13 protein-coding genes are annotated in these 18,651 nt (G+C 64.0%); 2 read left to right on the top strand and 11 right to left on the bottom strand.

What is annotated here, in order from left to right:
* Window positions 1–204: 204 nt before the first annotated feature.
* Window positions 205–1,416 carry a D-mannonate dehydratase ManD gene (gene manD / locus ACTHLA_RS13640; protein ID WP_440190279.1) on the top strand — a complete coding sequence of 404 codons (1,212 nt, stop codon included), beginning with the start codon at window positions 205–207 and terminating at the stop codon, window positions 1,414–1,416.
* A gap of 104 nt (window positions 1,417–1,520) precedes the next feature.
* On the opposite strand, the gene ACTHLA_RS13635 is transcribed toward manD, so the two are convergent.
* The 6 genes from ACTHLA_RS13635 to ACTHLA_RS13610 form a co-directional block, all read right to left on the bottom strand.
* A complete protein-coding gene (locus ACTHLA_RS13635; protein WP_440190276.1) occupies window positions 1,521–3,062 on the bottom strand; it encodes a tryptophan halogenase family protein in 1,542 nt (513 codons plus the stop codon).
* On the bottom strand, window positions 3,041–3,847 hold the full coding sequence (iolB, locus tag ACTHLA_RS13630; protein ID WP_440190273.1) for a 5-deoxy-glucuronate isomerase: 807 nt from the start codon (window positions 3,845–3,847) through the stop codon (window positions 3,041–3,043). The genes ACTHLA_RS13635 and iolB overlap by 22 nt, the downstream gene beginning before the upstream one ends.
* Window positions 3,844–4,749, bottom strand: coding sequence for a myo-inosose-2 dehydratase (gene iolE / locus ACTHLA_RS13625; RefSeq protein WP_440190270.1), 906 nt, complete (start codon window positions 4,747–4,749; stop codon window positions 3,844–3,846). The genes iolB and iolE overlap by 4 nt, the downstream gene beginning before the upstream one ends.
* Window positions 4,746–6,581, bottom strand: a complete 1,836-nt coding sequence (iolD, locus tag ACTHLA_RS13620) for a 3D-(3,5/4)-trihydroxycyclohexane-1,2-dione acylhydrolase (decyclizing) (protein WP_440190267.1) — start codon at window positions 6,579–6,581, stop codon at window positions 4,746–4,748. The genes iolE and iolD overlap by 4 nt, the downstream gene beginning before the upstream one ends.
* Complete coding sequence (locus ACTHLA_RS13615; protein ID WP_440190264.1) at window positions 6,578–8,518, bottom strand: bifunctional 5-dehydro-2-deoxygluconokinase/5-dehydro-2-deoxyphosphogluconate aldolase; 1,941 nt, start codon at window positions 8,516–8,518, stop codon at window positions 6,578–6,580. The genes iolD and ACTHLA_RS13615 overlap by 4 nt, the downstream gene beginning before the upstream one ends.
* 85 nt (window positions 8,519–8,603) lie before the next feature.
* Window positions 8,604–9,467: a MurR/RpiR family transcriptional regulator gene (locus tag ACTHLA_RS13610; protein ID WP_440190261.1), complete on the bottom strand. Its 864-nt coding sequence runs from the start codon at window positions 9,465–9,467 to the stop codon at window positions 8,604–8,606.
* Between the two features lie 176 nt (window positions 9,468–9,643).
* Between ACTHLA_RS13610 and iolG the strand changes: the two genes are divergently transcribed.
* Window positions 9,644–10,627, top strand: coding sequence for an inositol 2-dehydrogenase (gene iolG / locus ACTHLA_RS13605; protein ID WP_440190258.1), 984 nt, complete (start codon window positions 9,644–9,646; stop codon window positions 10,625–10,627).
* A 6-nt stretch (window positions 10,628–10,633) separates the two neighbouring features.
* On the opposite strand, the gene ACTHLA_RS13600 is transcribed toward iolG, so the two are convergent.
* Genes ACTHLA_RS13600 through ACTHLA_RS13580 form a run of 5 tightly spaced genes read right to left on the bottom strand, consistent with a single transcriptional unit; the run spans window position 10,634 to window position 18,566 of the window.
* A complete protein-coding gene (locus ACTHLA_RS13600) occupies window positions 10,634–12,823 on the bottom strand; it encodes a GH92 family glycosyl hydrolase (protein WP_440190255.1) in 2,190 nt (729 codons plus the stop codon).
* Complete coding sequence (locus ACTHLA_RS13595; protein WP_440190252.1) at window positions 12,820–15,102, bottom strand: GH92 family glycosyl hydrolase; 2,283 nt, start codon at window positions 15,100–15,102, stop codon at window positions 12,820–12,822. Before ACTHLA_RS13595 ends, ACTHLA_RS13600 begins: the two co-directional genes overlap by 4 nt.
* Complete coding sequence (locus tag ACTHLA_RS13590) at window positions 15,099–16,094, bottom strand: ABC transporter permease (RefSeq protein WP_440190249.1); 996 nt, start codon at window positions 16,092–16,094, stop codon at window positions 15,099–15,101. Before ACTHLA_RS13590 ends, ACTHLA_RS13595 begins: the two co-directional genes overlap by 4 nt.
* A complete protein-coding gene (locus tag ACTHLA_RS13585; RefSeq protein ID WP_440190246.1) occupies window positions 16,081–17,586 on the bottom strand; it encodes a sugar ABC transporter ATP-binding protein in 1,506 nt (501 codons plus the stop codon). Before ACTHLA_RS13585 ends, ACTHLA_RS13590 begins: the two co-directional genes overlap by 14 nt.
* A 17-nt stretch (window positions 17,587–17,603) precedes the next feature.
* Window positions 17,604–18,566 (bottom strand): substrate-binding domain-containing protein, encoded by a 963-nt coding sequence (locus ACTHLA_RS13580; RefSeq protein WP_440190243.1) that lies wholly within the window; start codon window positions 18,564–18,566, stop codon window positions 17,604–17,606.
* Window positions 18,567–18,651: the final 85 nt, after the last annotated feature.

The following is an 18,651-nucleotide window of genomic DNA, read 5'->3' as shown; positions in this document are numbered from 1 at the left end:
GACCGCATCTCGATCTCGCTGGACGGTTATAACATGACCAACGCCAAGCGCTACGAATACGAAAACGATACGCGCCTGATCCGCTGGATCGACTATGACGGCAGCACCTATACGCTGACGGTCAAGGCTACCTTCTAACTCCCCGACAGTACCTTCGGGCGGAGCCGCGTTACCTGGCTCCGCCTCTTTTTTTCGGCAAATTCCATGTCAAAAATTACCTCCGCCCGCGTGATCGTCACCTCGCCGGGACGCAATTTCGTCACCCTGAAGATCGAGACCAGCGACGGCGCGCATGGCGTTGGCGACGCCACCCTCAACGGCCGCGAACTGGCTGTCGCCAGCTATTTGCAGGACCATCTCATACCCTGCCTGATCGGTCGCGACGCGCACCAGATCGAGGACATCTGGCAGTTTCTGTATCGCGGCGCCTACTGGCGCGGCGGACCGGTCGGCATGACCGCCATCGCCGCCGTCGACATGGCCTTGTGGGACATCAAGGGTAAGCTTGCGGGCCTGCCGGTTTATCAGCTTCTAGGCGGCGCCTGCCGCGACGGCGTCACCGTCTATGGTCACGCCAATGGCGAAACCATCGACGACACCATCGCCGAAGCCCTGAAATACAAGGCGATGGGCTATAAGGCCATTCGGCTGCAAACCGGCGTGCCGGGACTCAGCTCGACCTATGGCGTGTCCGGCGACAAGATGTTCTACGAACCCGCCGACAACGACATGCCGACTGAGAATCTCTGGTCCACGGAACGCTATCTCAGCCATATCCCCAAGCTGTTCGCCGCCGCGCGTGAGGCGCTGGGCTGGGATGTGCGCCTGCTGCACGATGTTCACCATCGCCTGACGCCGATTGAGGCCGGTCGCCTCGGTAAGGATCTGGAGCCTTACCGCCTGTTCTGGCTGGAAGACGCCACGCCCGCCGAAAATCAGGAAGCCTTCCGCCTGATCCGCCAGCACACCACCACGCCGCTGGCCGTCGGCGAGATCTTCGCCAATATCTGGAGCTGCAAGGATCTGATCCAGAACCAGCTCATCGACTTTATCCGCGCAACGGTCCTGCACGCGGGCGGCATCAGCCATATGCGCCGCATCGCCGCCTTGGCCGACCTCTATCAGGTGCGCACCGGCTGCCACGGCGCGACCGACCTGTCGCCAATCACCATGGCGGCGGCGCTGCATTTCGACATGTCGATCCCGAATTTCGGCTTGCAGGAATATATGCGCCACACGGCGGAAACCGATGCGGTCTTCCCGCACGCCTACAGCTTCAGCGACGGCCTGCTGCATCCGGGCGACGCGCCCGGCCTGGGCGTCGACATCGATGAGGGCAAGGCCGCCCTCTATCCCTACAGCCGCGCCTATTTGCCGGTGAACCGCCTCGAAGACGGCACGATGTTCAACTGGTAGCGGCCAAACTCATAACAAGGCGTCTTCCCTACACCTTGTTGACTTTAAGCCCGGCGCACCCCACGCCGGGCTCTTTTTTTCGGAGCGCAGATATTTTACCGCAGTCAGGCCGCGCTCAGATCCGCCCTGCAATGCTGCGCGATGAAGTCCTCGTGACGCGGCATATGGTCGCGGCAGCGCCCGATCACCTCACGCAGATCGAAAAGCCACCGGTCTATGGTCTCGGCGTCGATGCTCAGCGTCAGCGGATCGGGCGCTATCGGGCGCAGGCCCTGTCCCCACATGACGGCCAGCCAGCTTGGCGTTCGGAACTGCTCGCCGCGCTCCTCGGGGATGCGACCCCTGCTGCTGAACAGGGCCATGCGTTCATTCAGCGCGTCGGGAACCGGCATGTTGGCGCAATAGCGCCAGAAGTCGGTGTCGTCGCGCCCGCCCGCCTTGTAATGCAGGATGAGGAAATCGCGCACGTCTTCGTATTCGCGCGTCATGGCGGCGTTGTACGCGGCGATGTCCGCTTCGGCGAAACCCTTGTCGGGAAACAGGTATTGCAGGCGCGCGATCGCGTTCTGAATCAGCATGATGGAGGTCGATTCCAGCGGCTCCAGAAAACCCGCCGACAGGCCGACCGCGACGCAGTTCTTCTCCCAGAAGCGCGCGCGCCTCCCAGTGCTGAAGCGGATCAACCGCGCCTCGGCCAGAGGTTCACCCTCCAGGTGGGCGTGCAGGTCGGTCAGGGCGCGGTCTTCGTCGATGAAGCTGCTGGCGAAGACATGGCCGTTGCCGTCGCGATGCTGCAAAGGTATGCGCCACTGCCAGCCAGCGCCGAGCGCCGTCGAGCGGGTATAGGGCGGCGGCGGGCCATTGCGCCGCGTCGGCATGGCGAAGGCGCGGTCGCACGGCAGCCAGTCCGTCCAGTCGACGAAACCAACGCCCAGAGCCTCGCCCAGCAGACGGGCGCGAAAGCCGGTGCAGTCGATGAACAGATCGCCGGCGACGACGCGCCCGTCGGCCATGTTCAGGCTTTCGATAAAGCCGCGCGCATCCAGAGCGACGTCCTCAATGCGCCCCTCGATGCGCGTGACGCCTTCGGCTTCGGACAGGTTGCGCAGGTAGCGCGCATAGAGACTGGCGTCGAACTGATAGGCGTAGGCGATCTCCGCCAGCGGCGAGTTCGACCCGACCGGCCGCATGAAGCGCCCGTCGCGCGCCGCCAGAGAGGTCAGGCTGTAATTTTCCAGCGGGTCGTCGCCCGTCTCAAGCGCATGACGCAGCCACAGGGCGTGGAAGGGCAGCGAACCGTAATCGCGCCCGTGTCGCCCGAAGCCGTGGAAATAGCGCTGACCCTGCGCGCCCCAGTTGACGAATTCGATGCCCAGCTTGAACGTGCCGCGCGTGAAGCGCACGAACTCGTCCTCGTTCAGGCCGATGCAGCGATTATAAACGTGAATATAGGGCGTGGTCGCCTCGCCTACCCCGACCGCGCCGATCTCCTCGCTTTCGATCAGCACGATCTCCGGCACGTCCGCCTTGAGGATTTTGGCGAACCAGGCCGCCGTCATCCAGCCCGCCGTGCCGCCGCCGGCGATCACCACCTTCCGGATCGGTCCTGTCTGATCGCCCGTCATCATTGCGTCCCCGCCAGCCATGCGTGCGCCGGGTCGTTGCGGAAGATCCAGCGGCGCTCCGGTCCGGCCATGACATTGAGATAATAGAGATTATAGCCATGCGCGGCGCCGACCGGATGATAACCCTGCGGCGTCATGACCAGATCGCCGTCCTCGACGACAATCGCCTCGTCCAGCCTGCGGTCGTCGGTATAGACGCGCTGCATGGCGAAGCCCTGCGGCGGGTCGACGCGGAAATAATAGGTTTCTTCCAGCGCCGTTTCGCGTTCGCCGTCGCTGCTGTCGTGTTTATGCGGCGGATAGCTGGACCAGTGCCCGCCGGGCGTGATCACCTCGACCACCAGCAGGCTGTCGGCGGGCTGGTCCTGCGGCAGGATATTGCGCACATGACGCGTATTGGTCCCCTGGCCGCGCGTTTCGCGCGACATGTCATCCGCCTCGATCCGGCGCGGATTGCGTCCCAGCTGACCGGGAGCGGAACAGACGGCCAGTTCGACCGCGTCACGCGCCACGACCTCGAATGCCTGACCCGCCGGGACGTACACGGCCCCCGGCGCCCTGTCTTCAAAGGGCGAAGCGCGCCCGCCGACCTCCGCGAAAGACGTCACTCCAACCCGGATGTCCGCCGTTCCGGACACCAGCACCAGGCAGATTTCGCGATCCGGCTCAAAGCCGCTCAGGGAACGTCCCGGCGTCAGCCAGTGCAGACGAAAGCCGACATGACGCCAGCCCACGCTCTTTGGCGTAACCTCCAGCACCTTGCCGTCGGCTTCGGGCGCGCATGGACGTAGGCGCAGTCGGCTCATGCCGCCACGGCCTCTTTCAGGCCCGCCGCCGTCGCCGCCGCGCGTAAGCTGCGCAGGCCCAGTTCGGCATAGGTGCGCGGATCGGCCTTGGCCGGATCCTGTTCAGCTTCGAGAATGATCCAGCCGCTATAGCCGATCCCGGCGAGGTCGCGCATCACGCGGCCAAAATCGATGGAGCCGTCGCCCGGAACGGTGAACATTCCCGCCAGCACGCCATCGAGGAAGCTTGCCTCAGCGCCCGCCGTCGCGTCGAAGACGGCCTGCCGCACATCCTTGCAGTGCACATGGCTGATGCGCTTCGGATGCTCGGCGATGACGCGGAATGGATCGATTCCGCCCAGAACCGCATGGCCGGTGTCCAGCGTGATACGCACGCTGTCGCGCGTATGGGCGAAAAAGGCGTCAAGATCGGCCTGATCCTGCACCACGGTGCCGAGATGATAGTGATAGGCCATCTCCAGCCCCTGCGCGCGCACATAGTCGCCGACCTCGCTGAGGCGCCGACCGAACTCGCGCCAACCCTCGGCGTCCAGTTGCGGGCGCGCCTTGAGCGGAATCCCGCGAAGGCTGTGGATGGCGTTGCTGGTTTCGCAGATCACGAACACCTTGCAGCCCATCGCCTTGAGCAGGGCAAGATGCGGCTGCATAGCGGTAATTTCCTCTTGCGCCGTGCGGGTCAGCAGTTCGCAACTGTACCAGCCGCCGACCAGACCGAGGCCGAAGCGGTCCAGCCTTGCCTTCAGCACCGCCGGATCGCGCGGAAAGGCGCCGCCCAACTCGGAACCGGCGAAGCCAAGCTCGGCGATATCGCGCAGGACATCGTCCAGCGGCGTATCGCCGCCCAGTTCCGGCATGTCGTCATTAATCCATGCGATCGGGCTGACGCCGTACCTGATGCTCATACCTGCTTCTCCGTCCTGTCCTTGATATGCTGTTCATACTTGACGCGCGCCGCACGCACGGATTCTGCGTCCGAGACTTCTGGCACGGCCACATCCCACCAGGCTCCGCCCGCCGCGAGGCCGTTACGCGCATCGGTTTCGACGACAATGGCGTTGACCCCGCCGCGCGCGCGCGCCGCGGCGATAAAGGCTTCCAGCTCTGCGGGCGTCTGCGCCCTGACGGCGGCGGCGCCCAGGGCCTTTGCATGGGCGACGAAATCGATCCGCGGCAAAACCTCGTGGCGCGAATCTGTCAGCCGGTTGTTGAACGCGGCATTGCCGGTGGCGGCCTGAAGGCGATGAATGCAGCCGAAGCCCTGATTGTCAATGACGATCAGGGTCAGGCGCAGGCCCAACATGACCGCCGTGGCGATCTCGGAATTCATCATCAGATAGCTGCCGTCGCCGACCAGCACATAGATATCGCGATCCGGCTCCGCCATGGCGACGCCGACGCCGCCGGCGATCTCATAGCCCATGCAGGAATAGCCGTATTCCATATGGTAGCCGCCCGGTCGACGCGTGCGCCACAGCTTGTGCAGATCGCCGGGCAGGCCGCCCGCCGCCGCCACGACGATCGCGTTTTTATCCGCCGCCCGCATGACCGCGCCAAGCGCGCGCGCCTCGGTCATGTCCCCAGCGGCGGACACAAGGGCGTCAACCGCGCGGTCCCAGACGGCTTTCGTCTTCATGAGGCTCGCGCGCCAATCGGCGTCAAGTGAGATAGCGTCCGAAGGCAGCGCGTCCAGCACCGTCCGCGCATCGCCGACCACGGCATGGGCATTGAATTTCAATGCGTCAAAAGCGCAGACATTGATCGCGCAGAGCTGCGCCTGCGGATTGAAAAGGGCCGCCGATCCCGTGGTGAAGTCCTGCAAGCGCGTACCAACGGCTAAAATCAGGTCCGCCTCCCGCGCCGCCCGATTGGCCGGATCGCCGCCGGTGACGCCGATCGCGCCGAGATTGCCGGGCGCGTCATGGACCAGAGCGCCCTTGCCGGCCTGGGTTTCGCAAAAGACGACGCTTGTTTCGCACGCCAGCCGCGCCAGCGCCGCTTCGGCGCCGCTGTATTTGACGCCGCCGCCGACAATGATCAGCGGACGTTTCGCCGCGCGCAGCTTGTCGATCAGCCCGGCCAGTTCCTCCGCATCGGGACCGGGCCGACGCATCGACCAGAGGCGTGGCGCGAAAAAAGCTTCGGGCCAGTCATACGCCTCGGCCTGCACGTCCTGACACAGAGACAGGGTGACGGGGCCGCATTCGACCGGATCGGTCAGCACGCTCATGGCGCGCGGCAGGGCCTTCAAAAGCTGCTCCGGGCGAGTGATGCGGTCAAAATAGCGCGATACGGGCCGGAAACAGTCATTGGCGCTGATCAGGCCGTCGCCGAAATCCTCAATCTGTTGCAGCACCGGGTCCGGACGGCGGCTGGCGAAGACGTCGCCGGGCAGAAACAGGACCGGCAGGCGATTGACGTGCGCAAGGGCGGCGGCGGTGACCATATTGGTCGCGCCCGGACCGATCGAAGACGTACAGACAAAGGCGCGGCGACGCGCTGTCTGCTTGGCGTAGGCGATGGCGGTGTGCGCCATCGCCTGCTCATTGTGCGCGCGGAAGGTCGGCAGATCATCACACGCCGCATGGAGGGCCTCGCCCAGGCCCGCGACATTGCCATGGCCGAAGATCGCCCAGGCGCCCGCGAAAAAAGGGACCGCAGCGGAATCGATCATAACCGACTGACGCGTCAGATAGCGCACCAGCGCCTGCGCGGCGGTTAATCTCACCAGAGTCACGCGACGTCGTCCTTCTGCTCTACGCTGCGGGCCGCATCTTGCATGCTGCGCCAGCCTTCGACAAGCCGCCCCAGCCGCGACGCCATCGCCGCCATGGCGCCCTCGTCATCCAGTCCGCCCGTCAGCCATTGCTCGGCGGCCTCCTGGAATATGGTGCGGCCGACGGCGAAGCCCTTGACGCAGTCAAAGCGCGTCGCCACGGCGAAGGCTTCGAGCAGTTCCGCTTCCGGCGCGGCCAGACCCAGCAGGACGACGCCGCGGCACAGAGGATCGTTATCGGCGATGACCTCGGCGATGTGACGCCAGACGCCGGCGTCGGCCACGGGCTCCAGCTTCCACCAGTCCGGCCGGACGCCCAGATCGTAAAAGCGCTGCATGGCGCGGCTGCGCGTATCGGCGGCGGCGGGCGGCGCGGACGGCAGGATCAGCTCCAGCAGGAATTCATGCCCGCTGCGGCGGCAGGCGTCGGCCAGAATGACGATCTGGCGCTCCTGCTCGGCGCGCAAGGCCGGCTCGTCGTCGGGATGATAGGTCAGAAGGCATTTGACGACGTGGTTGGCGGGCCAGCTCATTATCTCAAGGCCGACATCCGGGCCGCCCTCGAAGCGCAGGGGGCGCGATCTGGGAATCTCGATGGGACGGCCGATCCAGTAGGTCATGTGCGCCGCCGCGCTCAGGGCCTGCGACCCATAGCGCCCGTCGAGCAGCACGCCGAACGCGGCGTCGCCTTCGGCCAGGCGGTCGAGCGCCCTGAGCGCCAGGGTCTTGAAGGCCGAAATGCGCGTCTCATCGGCGCCGGTCGCCTCGCTCAGCTCCTCGAACTGGAAACGATGGTCGATGGCCAGAACCATCAGAGGATCATAGTCGCGATGACGGGTGCGCGCCCAGTGGATATGGTCAAGTTCGCTGAGCGCCTGCGCGCTCAGCGGATGCGGCATGGCCAGAAAGGCCTGTAATTCATCAAAGCTTGGCATGGCGGGCGCGCAGCCATGGCGCATCACCACGATCGCGCCGCAGGCATTGGCCCAGCGCCCGCAGGTCTGCAAACTCTCTCCACCCAGCCAGCCGCGCAGGAAGCCCGCGCTGAACGCGTCGCCCGCGCCCAGAACATTCATGACCTCGATGGGAAAGCCCGGAACCATCAGGCCGTCCGCGACGCGCGGCGGGACGGGACCGTCAATGATGACGCAGCCGTCCGCCCCCAGCTTGCAGACCAGAACCGCCTCCGTCATGGCGCGCACCCGCCGCAGGGCTTCGATCAGGTCGTCATGGCCGCCAAGGACGCGCATCTCCTCCTCGGTGCCGATGATCAGGTCACACAGGGGCGCGACGGTCGCCAGCCGTTCGCTGACCTCGGCATTGGCGATGTAGCGCTGCTCGCCCATATCGCGCGCGGTCAGCCCCCACAGGACAGGACGGTAATCGACGTCGAAAGCGATCCTGCCGCCCGCCGCCTTCACCGTCCGAATCGCCGCCAGACTGGCGGCGAAGACGCCCGGCTGCGACAGATGCGTGCCGTCCACGACAAGCGCGCGCGCCGAGGCCAGCCAGTCGCTGTCGATATCGGCCATGTCGATGGCCATGTCGGCGCAGTTTTCGCGATAGAAGATGAGTGGAAAAGTCTCCTTGTCGACAATGCCCAGGACGACCAGCGCCGTCAGGCGGTGAGGATCGGTTACGACGCCCCGCGCGTCCACCTTTTCGCGCGCCAGCGATTCGAGGATGAAGCGACCCATATGATCGGCGCCGACGCGTGTGATCAGGCCGGATTTCAGCCCCAGTCGCGCGGCGCCGATGGCCGTATTGGTCGGACTGCCGCCGACATATTTGGCGAAGGACGCCATATCCTCCAGACGTCCGCCCAGTTGCTGACCGTAGAGGTCGACGCTGGCTCGCCCCAACGTAATCACGTCAAGCGTTCTGGCTTCATCCCCCATTCGGCTTCCTCCGGTGTGGCCCTGTCCTTTATATCTATGTGAAATAATTATTCTTTAAATGCATTTATTGCAATTTTTATTTCACTTATGATGAAGCCGATGGCCCATTCGCACTCTGGCTGGCGAAAACGTAAGCCACGACCAGACTTTGCACCAGACACAGGGTCGAGGTCAGAGAGCGGAAGGCGCGCACCTCGGCCTCGCGCACCAGCAGGGTCTGCTCAGCGCCGCGCGTCAGAGGCGAGACATTGGAGTCAGTGATAGCGATCACCGGCGCGCCGCGCTCAAGCGCGTAGCCGTGGCAGGCGACCGTCTCCTCGGCATAGGGCCGGAAGCTGATGGCGATCAGCAAATCCTCGTCGGTGATCCCACGCAACTGATTGCCCCATAGCCCGCCTGCGCCATCGGCGAAAAACGTGCGCTTTCCCGCCCTTTGCAGTGCATAGGCCAGATAGGCGGCTGGCGGAAACGAACGCCGGAAACCGACTATATAGACTGTCTTGGCGGCTTGAATCGCAGCAACCGCCGCATCGATCTGCGCCTGACCGATCGAATCGCGCAGATGGCTGAGCGAAAGGGCGTCGGCTTCAGCGAATTCGTCAAGAAAGCTGCCGCCCTGCCCTTCGTCACCCTTTTCCGCCGCAAACTGTCGCGCGCGCTCGCCGTAGGTGAGCGATATGTGACTGGCCAGTAATTCGTCGCGAATAATCTTCTGCATCTGCGAGGCGCCGGGATAACCCAACTGCTTGGCGAAGCGCACAATGGCCGATGGCTGCACGCCTGAACGCTCGGAAATCACCGCAAGCGTCTCAAAGGCCATGTCTTCGGGTTTGTCCAGCACATAGGTCGCCACCTGTTTCATGCGCCGCGATGCGCCGTCGAACTGACGCATGATTTCCGCACGCAAGGCTTCCAGAGTCGCGGGCGCGCCTGTGACGTCATCGGACATTATATCTCCTCCCATGGATTCGCTCTTTTATGCCGCGCTTTCCTGATTGACAGGTGTTGGAATTTTTGTTCCAAATCCGAAAAACGCACGCTCTTTTCTAATTCGTGCACCAGATTAGCGCATAATTTTCCAAATTTGGAATATTTATTTTATCCGCGCTCACACAGAGGAAGCCCATGTTCAAGATCGCAGTTCTCGGCGCCGGTCGTATCGGCAAAATCCACGCGCGCAATGTTGCGCGCCATTCCAGGCTGCACCTGGCGGCCATCGCCGACCCGATGGGCGACATCGCCGCGGAACTGGCCGCCGCGACCGGCGCCGAGACGCGCGATGTGGACGCCGTGCTGAACGACCCGTCCATTGATGGCGTGGTGATCGCATCGCCCACCGATCAGCACCTCGACCAAACCCTGCGCGCAATCGCGGCTGGTAAGGCGGTCCTGTGCGAAAAGCCAATCGATCAAGACCTGACGCGCGCCCGCGAAGCGGCGGCGCACCTGGGCGGCGCGCGCCGTCTTTTGCTGGGTTTTAACCGCCGTTTCGACACGCATTTTGGCGCGCTCAAGGCGCAGATCGACGCTGGCCGCATCGGTAAGCTGGAGACGGTCACGATCATCAGCCATGACCCGGCGCCGCCGCCCATCGCCTATGTCAAGGTATCCGGGGGCCTGTTCAAGGATATGGCGATCCATGATTTCGATATGGCGCGCTTCCTGCTCGGCGAGGAGCCGAATGAGGTTTACGCCGCCGCGTCCTGCCTGATCGACTCGGAGATCGGCAGGGCGGGCGACATCGACACGGCGCGGACGACGCTGCGAACCGCTTCAGGCCGAATCTGCACGATCAGCAATTCGCGTCGTTCCGGCTATGGCTACGATCAGCGCATCGAGGCCTATGGCGAAAAAGGACTTTTGAAAGCGGACAACGTGCTGGAAACCACAGTGTCGCACTGGGGCGAACGGGGCGCTGAGCTGGACGCCTTACAGAACTTCTTCCTGGACCGCTATGCCGAAGCTTATCGGCGGGAAATGGACCATTTCGCAGCGGTTGTCGCAGGCGAGACTGCACCTCTGGTTGGTTTCGACGACGCGGTGCAGGCCCTGCGTCTCGCCGAGGCCGCCGCTGAGTCCGTCGCAAGCGGCCAGCCTGTGCGACTTTAACCCCCCCTATTCCGGGGCGTCATAGCCGACGCCCCAGCCATCGGGCTTACTCCCCATGACCAGTTCAAGCCGCCCGCCCGCCATGATGTCGGCCTGACGCAGGAAGGCTGCGTTCAACGGCTTGCCATTCAAAGTCGCCTTCTGGATATAGATATTTTTCGCCCCCGCATGGCGCGCCACGATCTCAAAACGCTTGCCGCCTTCCAGATTGATCACGGTCAGAGGCTGGCGCGGGCCGTGCAGATAATAGAGGTCGCCGCCCAGCTTCGGAAAGAAGCCGATGCGGTTGAAAACATAGTGCGAACTCATCGCGCCATTGTCCTCGTCACCCGGATAGGCGTCTGCGGTGAACTTTCGGAAAATCTGATCGGCCCAGTATGCGGACAGGTCCGGGCGTCCGATATTGTGAAACAGCCAGGGCGTGGCGAAGGACGGCTCATTGGTGATGTCGATCAGGCCCGATGACAGGGCGTGTTGCAACCGTTCGCCAAACTTGTCGGGACCGCCCATGGCCGCGATCATGCCCGGAATATCCTGCAACATGTCATAAGAATAGACCCAGGCTGTGCCTTCGTAGAAGCCGAGATTGTTGTAGGTCTTGCCGTCCCAGCCCGCCTTGGGGTCGATTTCCTGAAAGCGTCCGTCGGCGTAGCGCGGCATGATGAAACCGCTGTAGCCGTCGCTGCGAGCCTCGGCGTCCCATACCTTGCGCCAGTTCTGCGAACGCGCCAGCAAAGCCGCCGCCTCGTCGGCCTGACCGGCTTTTTGCGCGACCTGGGCTGCGAAATAGTCATTGAGCGCGAAACCGATGCTTGAGGAACCCGACCGGGCGCGCTGATTGTCGGGTTCCGGGCTTAAATCGCCAACGGCGAAATAGCCGTCGATCAGATAGCGCGGGCTGCGTCGGTAGAAGGCGTTGAAATGGGTGATGCGCCACGCCGCCGCCCAGTCGACGCCCGGAACGCCGCGCAAAAGGCCCTCGCCGATCACATTGTCCGCCTCGTCGCCGCCCTGGCCGACATGATAGTTGCGACCGGCGACAAAGACTGTGTCAACTGCGCCGAATTCATCGAAGGTGTGAACCATCGAGGCGATATTAGACGCGTAAAGATGCGGAGCGATCAGCGACATCAGCGGAAATTCTGTGCGATACGTGTCCCACAGCGTATAATAATCATCCCATTTCGGCTGCGACAGCTCCGAATCCGCCTGATCGAGGCTGCGGTCGCGCGGCTGGATGGCGGTGTGATAGAGGGCGGTGTAAAAGCGCGTCTTGTCGGCGTCGGGAACGCCGGAAATTTCAATGCTGCGAAGCGTCCCGTTCCACGCCTCCTGCGCTTTAGCGCGCACCTCGTCAAAATCCCAGCCGGGTATGTCGTGCGCCAGCAGGAAGCGCGCGCGTTCAAGGCCGGTAAAGGAGACGGCGATCTTGAGGAGAACCGGCTTGCCCGCCTTCGCCGGAAAACTCAGCCAGGCGCCGAGCCTCTGATCGGGACCGGAGGTCGCATGCGTCTCGCAATTCAGCCTTTCGCCGTCCCTGAACACGCCCCATGCCGCAGGCAGGGTGTCGAGTTGCGCTGAAAACCAGATATCGACCTTCGCCGGATTCCAGTAGGTCTTGGCCTTGACCCGGCCTTCGATCACGCCTGTGCTGGGATCGAGCCAGATTTCGGCGTTGTCGCTGGCGGTCAGCCCGGCGATTTTGCGCGTGATGTCGAAGACGACATCGGCCTGATCGGTATCCGGAAAGCTCAGACGATAGATGGCGGCGTAATGCGCCGGAGTCACGTCGACCGTCGTGGCGTAGCGATCGAGCCGGACGCTGTACATGTCGGCGGCGGCGTGTTCCTGCGATTTGGGCGACAGGTGCTTGTCCTCGTCGAACTCAGGCGCGCCCGTCTGCGGCGAGATCAGGAAGGTTCCGTAGGTGGTGCGCCCGCCGGAGCCCTGGGTATGCAATTGCCCAAACCCACTGATCGGGGCTGTGGCGTCGTAGCCAGCATTGGAGCCGGTCAGGGTTTCCGGACTGGGATGGACCGAGCCATGCGGCAAGGCCGGGCCGGGTATGGTGTCGCCCTGATTGTCATTGCCCGTGCCAACCATCGGATCGACATAGCTGTAGAGCGGACGCTCCTGCGCGACGGCGGCAAGCGGCAGGGACAACAGGCACAGGCCGATCAGGACGATGGTTTTCATTGTAATCCCCTCGGCGTCTGGCCCCAACCGTTCGGCTTCGGCCCCATGTCGAGTTCGAGAACGCCGCCCGCCATGAGTTTCGCATGGCTAAGGCGCGCCGCTTTGAGCGGCCGACCGTTCAGGCGCGCGCCGGTAATGTAGAGATTCGTGGACGAGGCCAGCGGCGCGGAAATGGTGAAGCTGCGCCCGCCTGCAAGATGGATGACGCTGCGGATGAAGACCGGCGATCCGATATAATAGACCGGCTGACCGGCCAGAGGGTAGAGGCCGAGGCTGCTCCATACATACCAGGACGACATGGTTCCGGCGTCGTCATTGCCGGGCAGGCCGTCGCGCGCGAGATGATAATCGTCGCGCAGAATCTGACGCACGCGCGCCTCGCTGAGATCGGGGCGCCCGGCGTCGATATAGAGCCACGGCGCCAGAATGTCCGGCTCATTGCCCTGATCGTAATGGCCGTCGAACAGGTGATCGAGCCAGCCGACAAAGGCCGCGGGTCCGCCCACCCTGGCGATCAGGCCGGGGATATCCTGCGGAACATAGGTTGAGTATTGCAGGCCATTGCCCTCGTAAAACGGCGCCTCCCACCACGGCCCGGTCTTATCGGGATAGGTATAGTCACAGCTATAGTTTTCCAGCCACCGCCCGTCCGGATAGCGCGGATGGACGCAGCCCAGACTGTCGTCCCAGATGTTGCGCCAGCTGCCCGAACGCGCGCGATAGCGCGCCGCATCGTCCGCGTGGCCCAGCCGCGCCGCAACCTCGCCAACCGCGAAATCGTCATAGGCGTATTCCAGGGTGCGCGAAGCCGAACGCGCCTCGGTCAGCGGCACATAGCCGAGCCGGAGATAGTCTTTCAGCACCCGGCCCTGGATAAAGGGGGCGTCGCTGTCGATATCGGCGTCCTTTTTGATCGCCGCATAGGCAAGGTCTGGGTCAAATCCGCCCAGATCCTTGACGATGGCGTCGGCGATCACCACGTCGCCGTTCGATCCGCCCTGGGTCATGCCATTAGCGCCGGCTATGCGCGCATCGGGCAGCCAGCCGGTGTGGCGATAGGTGTCGAGCAAGGAGCGCACCATGTCACGCTGCCGCTCCGGCTCGATGATGGTGAGCAAAGGATGCAGGGTGCGGAAGGTATCCCACAGGGTGTAGAAATCCTCATAATGCGGCTCGGACGACGCCCACCAGACATTCTCGCCGCTCAAGTCGTGCGGCATGGTGTGGCTGCGATAAAGGGCGCTGTAGAAGATGCGGCGCTGCGCATCGTCGCCGCCGCTGACCTCGATGCGGCCAAGGGCGTCGCGCCATTGCGACTCGGCGGCAGAACGCACCGCTGCGAAATCCCAGCCGGGAATCTCCTGCTCCAGATTGGCCTTCGCCTTTTCGACGCCGATAAAGGAAACCGCCAGTTTCAGCTCGACCGAGGGGTCGGCGTCCGCGTCGAAACCGGCATAGGCGCCCAGACGATGCGCAAACTCTTTGTGCGTATCGTAATCGACCATCAGGTCCGCCTTGGCGGCGGCTGTCTTGGCCTGCGGTTCGCCATCAAGCGCGCCGGGGCCTGCCTGCCGCATCAGTTCGCCCTGCCGCGCGCGCCAGGCGCCGAAATCCTGCGCCGAACGCGAATAGCGCGCGTAGAAATAGAGCTTGTAGGGCGCGGGGTTCCAGCCGCCTTCGACGCTGACCCAGCCCGAAACGGTTTGCGGGTCCAGAATATTGACATGCGCGCCGGTGACGCGCTGTCCCTCGCCGCGAAGGGCGATCACCGAAGTCGCGTCCAGGACGAGCCGCGCAGGCCCCTGCCCCTTTGGAAAGGTCACGCGCATTAGACCGGCCAACCGCGTCGCCGTCAGCTCGACCCTTATGCGCCGCGCCGGATCGGCGCCCAGGCTGACGGCATAATAGCCGGGAGACGCCGTCTCATCGGAACGCGCAAAGACAAGATTGCTGACGCCGAGATCGCCCAGCAGAGGCGTGACGCGGAAATTGCCGTACTTGCTCTTGCCGCCCGTGCCGGTGACGTGGGTGAAGCTGAAACCGGTGATAGCGCTGGAGGAATCGTAGCCGCTGGTGTCGCCCATCGCCGTATCGGGGCTGAGCGAGACGAAGCCGAAAGGGACGCCCGCGCCCGGGACCGTATTGCCCCCGCCGTCGGCGCCGACGAATGGATCGGCCAGCCGCACCGGCTCTTCCTGCGCCCAGACTTCCTGCACCCAGAACGGCGTCGCCAGCGCCAGTAGCGCGCATAGGATCAGTCTATGCCAGTTTTTGCTCATGATCTGGCCCTCGACTTGGCGAAGACGTCGAAGGCGACGGCGGCGACGATGATCAGGCCGATGACGATCTGTTGCAGATAGGACGAGACGTGCATGATGACGAGACCGTTGGACAGGACGCCGATCAGCAGCGTGCCGATGACCGTACCGCGAATATCCCCGGCGCCGCCGGATAGGCTGGCCCCGCCGATCACTACTGAGGCGATGACGCGCAGTTCGTAATTGACGCCCGCGACCGCTTCGGCCGAATTCAGCCGCGCCGACAGAAGAAAGCCGGACAGGCCCGCCAACAGGCCGACCAGCGCATAGACGCTGACCAGCACCGCCTTGACATTGACCCCGGCCAGCCTCGCTGCTTCGGCATTGCCGCCGACCGCATAGACCCGGCGGCCGTAGCGCGTCATGCGCAGGGCGACATGGCCCAAAATCGCCACAAGCGCGAACAGCGCCACTGGCACGGGAACGCCTAGGATCGCGCCTGTCCCCCACCAGCGATAGCCGTCGTCGAAACCGGCTATGGGACCGCCATTATTGAGCATCAGGGTGGCGCCGCGCCAGACGGTCATGCCGCCCAGGGTGACGATGAAGGCCGGAACGCTCAGCAGGGTCACCGCCTTGCCCTGCAAATAGCCTGCGATCAGGCCGATCAGAGCGGCGACGATCAAAGCAACCGGCCATTGCGGTACGCCCGGCGGTAGGTGTTGCGCGCTCCACGCCGCCGCCATCGCCGCAAAGGCCAGCAGAGAGCCGACCGACAGATCGACGCCCGCCGTCAGGATGACCAGGGTCATGCCGATGGCGATCACGCCATAGATAGATACCTCGGTCAGGATATTGGTCGCATTGCGCAGCGACAGAAAATGCGGGTTCTGCGCCGTGAAGATAAGGATAAGCGCGATCAGGAACAGGCCTGCGCCCCAACGATTCAGAAAGGCGACGACGTCGCTGCGACGGCTTGCAACCGCCCTCGTTTCGGCCTCATGCATACCCATCCGTCCTTTCCGCCGACATCAGACACATAAGTCCCTCCTCGGTGACGCCCGCTTGATGATTATTGACAAGGCCGGTCACGCGGCCTTCGCGGAACACGATGATGCGGTCGCTGACCGCCATCACTTCCGGCAATTCCGACGAAATCACGATCACCGCCACACCCGAGGCCGCCAGTTCAAACAGGGCCTGATGCACCTCTGCCTTGGCGCCGACATCGACGCCGCGCGTCGGCTCATCCACGATCAGCGCCTTTGGCGACAGGGCCATGCAACGCGCCAGCAACACCTTTTGCTGATTGCCGCCGGAGAGCGTCGATATCGCCGCCTCATCATGGCCCATGCGGATGCTTAGACGCTGACGGTAGCGGTCGACAAGAGCCGCTTCGGCCTTGAAGTCGATGAACCCCAGGCCGTTCGATAGCGCCTTGAGCCCCGACAAGCTCAGATTATGCCGCACGGAATGGGTCAGAAAGCAGCCCTGGGCCTTGCGGTCCTCCGGCACAAGCGCGATCCCCGCCGCCAGCGCCTCGGCGGGCGAGCGCGCATCGAGCCGTGCGCCATTCAGCCAGACCTCGCCGGAAGTCTTGCGGTCGGCGCCGAACAGGATGCGCGCCAGTTCAGTCCGGCCAGATCCGACCAGACCGGCCAGTCCGACAATTTCGCCCGCGCGCACCTCAAGATTGATCTCATGCAAGCGCGCGCTGCAAACGCCGCGCGCCGACAGAACCACCTCGCCAAAGGCGGCGGGCGCGGCGCGGCGCGCGAACTCGACGTCGCGCCCGACCATCAGCCGGATCAGACCGTCTATGTCGGTCTGCGCCACCTCGCCGTCCGCGACGAAACAACCGTCACGCAGCACGGTGTAGCGATCGCAGACCTCCATTACCTCCTTCAGCCGGTGGGTGACATAGATGACCGCGACGCCGCGCGTCTTCAGACGACGGATCAGCCGGTGCAGGATGTCGACCTCGCGCGCGCTCAAGGCCGCGCTGGGTTCGTCCATGATGATGAGGCGCGCATTCAGGGTCAGGGCGCGGGCGATCTCGACCATCTGCTGTTCGGCCACGCTCAGTCGTCCGACAGGACAGGCCGGATCGAGCCGTAATTCCAGCGCGTCCAGCACGTCCTGCGCCTGCCGCATCAGCCGCTTGCGGTCCACAAGGCCGCGACGCGTCGGCTCGCGGCCCAGATACATGTTGTCGGCCACGCTCAGAAACGGCTGAAGATTAAACTCCTGATAGATGGTGACAATGCCCTGCGCCTGCCTCCGGGCGGGCGTATCCTTCGGCGACAAAAGCGCGCCGTCAAAACGCAAGTCGCCGGCGTCGCAGCCCTGCGCTCCGGCGAGGGTCTTCAGAAGCGTGGACTTGCCGGCGCCGTTCTCGCCCAGCAGGGCGTGGACCTCGCCCGCCTCGACGCGCAGGGCGGCGCCGTCCAGCGCCGTAACGCCTCCAAAACGCTTGCATAGCCCGGTAATCTCCAGCAGCGCCATGGTCCCCGCCGCTCGTCCTAACGGACTTCCGAAATGCGCGCGGCCTGATTGAGATTGTCCTTGGTGATCAGCACCGGCTCGATGGCGTGCGAGGTCAGGGGCTTGTGATCGCGCAGCGCCGCCACGACCGAATCGAGCGCCAGTCGGATCTGTTTGCCGGGATTCTGTTCGACCGTCGCCGCCATCTCGCCATCGCGCACCTTGGCGAGGGCTTCGGGTATGGCGTCGAAGCCGAGGACGCGCACCTGCTGCGGCGACAGGCCCGCCCCGCGCACCGCCTCCAGCGCGCCCATGGCCATATCGTCGTTCAGACACAGAATCGCATCGGGATGGTCGCCGCCCATCGAGGTCAGAATATTCTGCGTCACCGTCAGGGCCTGATCGCGCTTGGAATAGGCGGTTTGCTCGGTAAGGATCTTAAAGGCCGGCCCGCCCGCCGCCAGCGCCTCATGCACGCCCTGCACGCGTTCGATGGAGGTCGATGAGCCGGGATCGTTGGTGATCACCACCACGCGCGCGCCCTTGGGGAAGGTCTTGACCACCCAGTCGCCCATCAGGCGCCCGCCCGCGACATTGTCGGCCCCGAAATGCGGCACGGTCTGTTTGCCGCCTTCAATATGGCGATCGACCGTGGCGACGACGATCCCCTGCTGGATCAGTTCGTCCGTGGTCGAGGCCAGCGCCTTGGAGTCGGTCGGGGCCAGGATGACCGCGCCGACGCCCTGCACCTCTGCGGCCTGCACGTCCGCGACCTGTTTGGAGGAATTGTTCTGACCGTCCAGCACCTGTACCTTAACGCCGAGCTTTTTCGCCTCGTCCTCAAGATCGGCGCGCATGGCGACAAAGAAGGGCTGCGACAGGTCGCTGAAACTGACCACGACGGTCTGCGCGTCCGAACCGGACTTTGCGCAGCCGGACAGGGCGGCGGTTAAGGCCAGTCCCAGGGCTGTGCCGAGAATGAGACGACGTGAGATCGACATGGCGGCGTTTCCTCTGTGTTGTGAACCGAATGACAGGATTCGATCTTTTTTATTCTATTCAGACATCCTTGCGGCGGCGCCCAGG

This window comes from Asticcacaulis sp. (assembly GCF_051956075.1).
GTDB lineage: Bacteria > Pseudomonadota > Alphaproteobacteria > Caulobacterales > Caulobacteraceae > Asticcacaulis.
The sequence above is the reverse complement of the archived record's forward strand: the minus strand, read 5'-3'. Positions and strand labels throughout refer to the sequence as shown.

Coding starts and splice junctions, on each gene's coding strand:
- ACTHLA_RS13615 (WP_440190264.1), bottom strand. CDS start 8,518: ATGGGGGATGAAGCCAGAACGCTTGACGTGATTACGTTGGGGCGAGCC.
- ACTHLA_RS13590 (WP_440190249.1), bottom strand. CDS start 16,094: ATGGGTATGCATGAGGCCGAAACGAGGGCGGTTGCAAGCCGTCGCAGC.
- ACTHLA_RS13635 (WP_440190276.1), bottom strand. CDS start 3,062: ATGGCTGGCGGGGACGCAATGATGACGGGCGATCAGACAGGACCGATC.
- iolG (WP_440190258.1), top strand. CDS start 9,644: ATGTTCAAGATCGCAGTTCTCGGCGCCGGTCGTATCGGCAAAATCCAC.
- ACTHLA_RS13600 (WP_440190255.1), bottom strand. CDS start 12,823: ATGAAAACCATCGTCCTGATCGGCCTGTGCCTGTTGTCCCTGCCGCTT.
- ACTHLA_RS13580 (WP_440190243.1), bottom strand. CDS start 18,566: ATGTCGATCTCACGTCGTCTCATTCTCGGCACAGCCCTGGGACTGGCC.
- iolE (WP_440190270.1), bottom strand. CDS start 4,749: ATGAGCATCAGGTACGGCGTCAGCCCGATCGCATGGATTAATGACGAC.
- iolB (WP_440190273.1), bottom strand. CDS start 3,847: ATGAGCCGACTGCGCCTACGTCCATGCGCGCCCGAAGCCGACGGCAAG.
- manD (WP_440190279.1), top strand. CDS start 205: ATGTCAAAAATTACCTCCGCCCGCGTGATCGTCACCTCGCCGGGACGC.
- ACTHLA_RS13595 (WP_440190252.1), bottom strand. CDS start 15,102: ATGAGCAAAAACTGGCATAGACTGATCCTATGCGCGCTACTGGCGCTG.
- ACTHLA_RS13610 (WP_440190261.1), bottom strand. CDS start 9,467: ATGTCCGATGACGTCACAGGCGCGCCCGCGACTCTGGAAGCCTTGCGT.
- ACTHLA_RS13585 (WP_440190246.1), bottom strand. CDS start 17,586: ATGGCGCTGCTGGAGATTACCGGGCTATGCAAGCGTTTTGGAGGCGTT.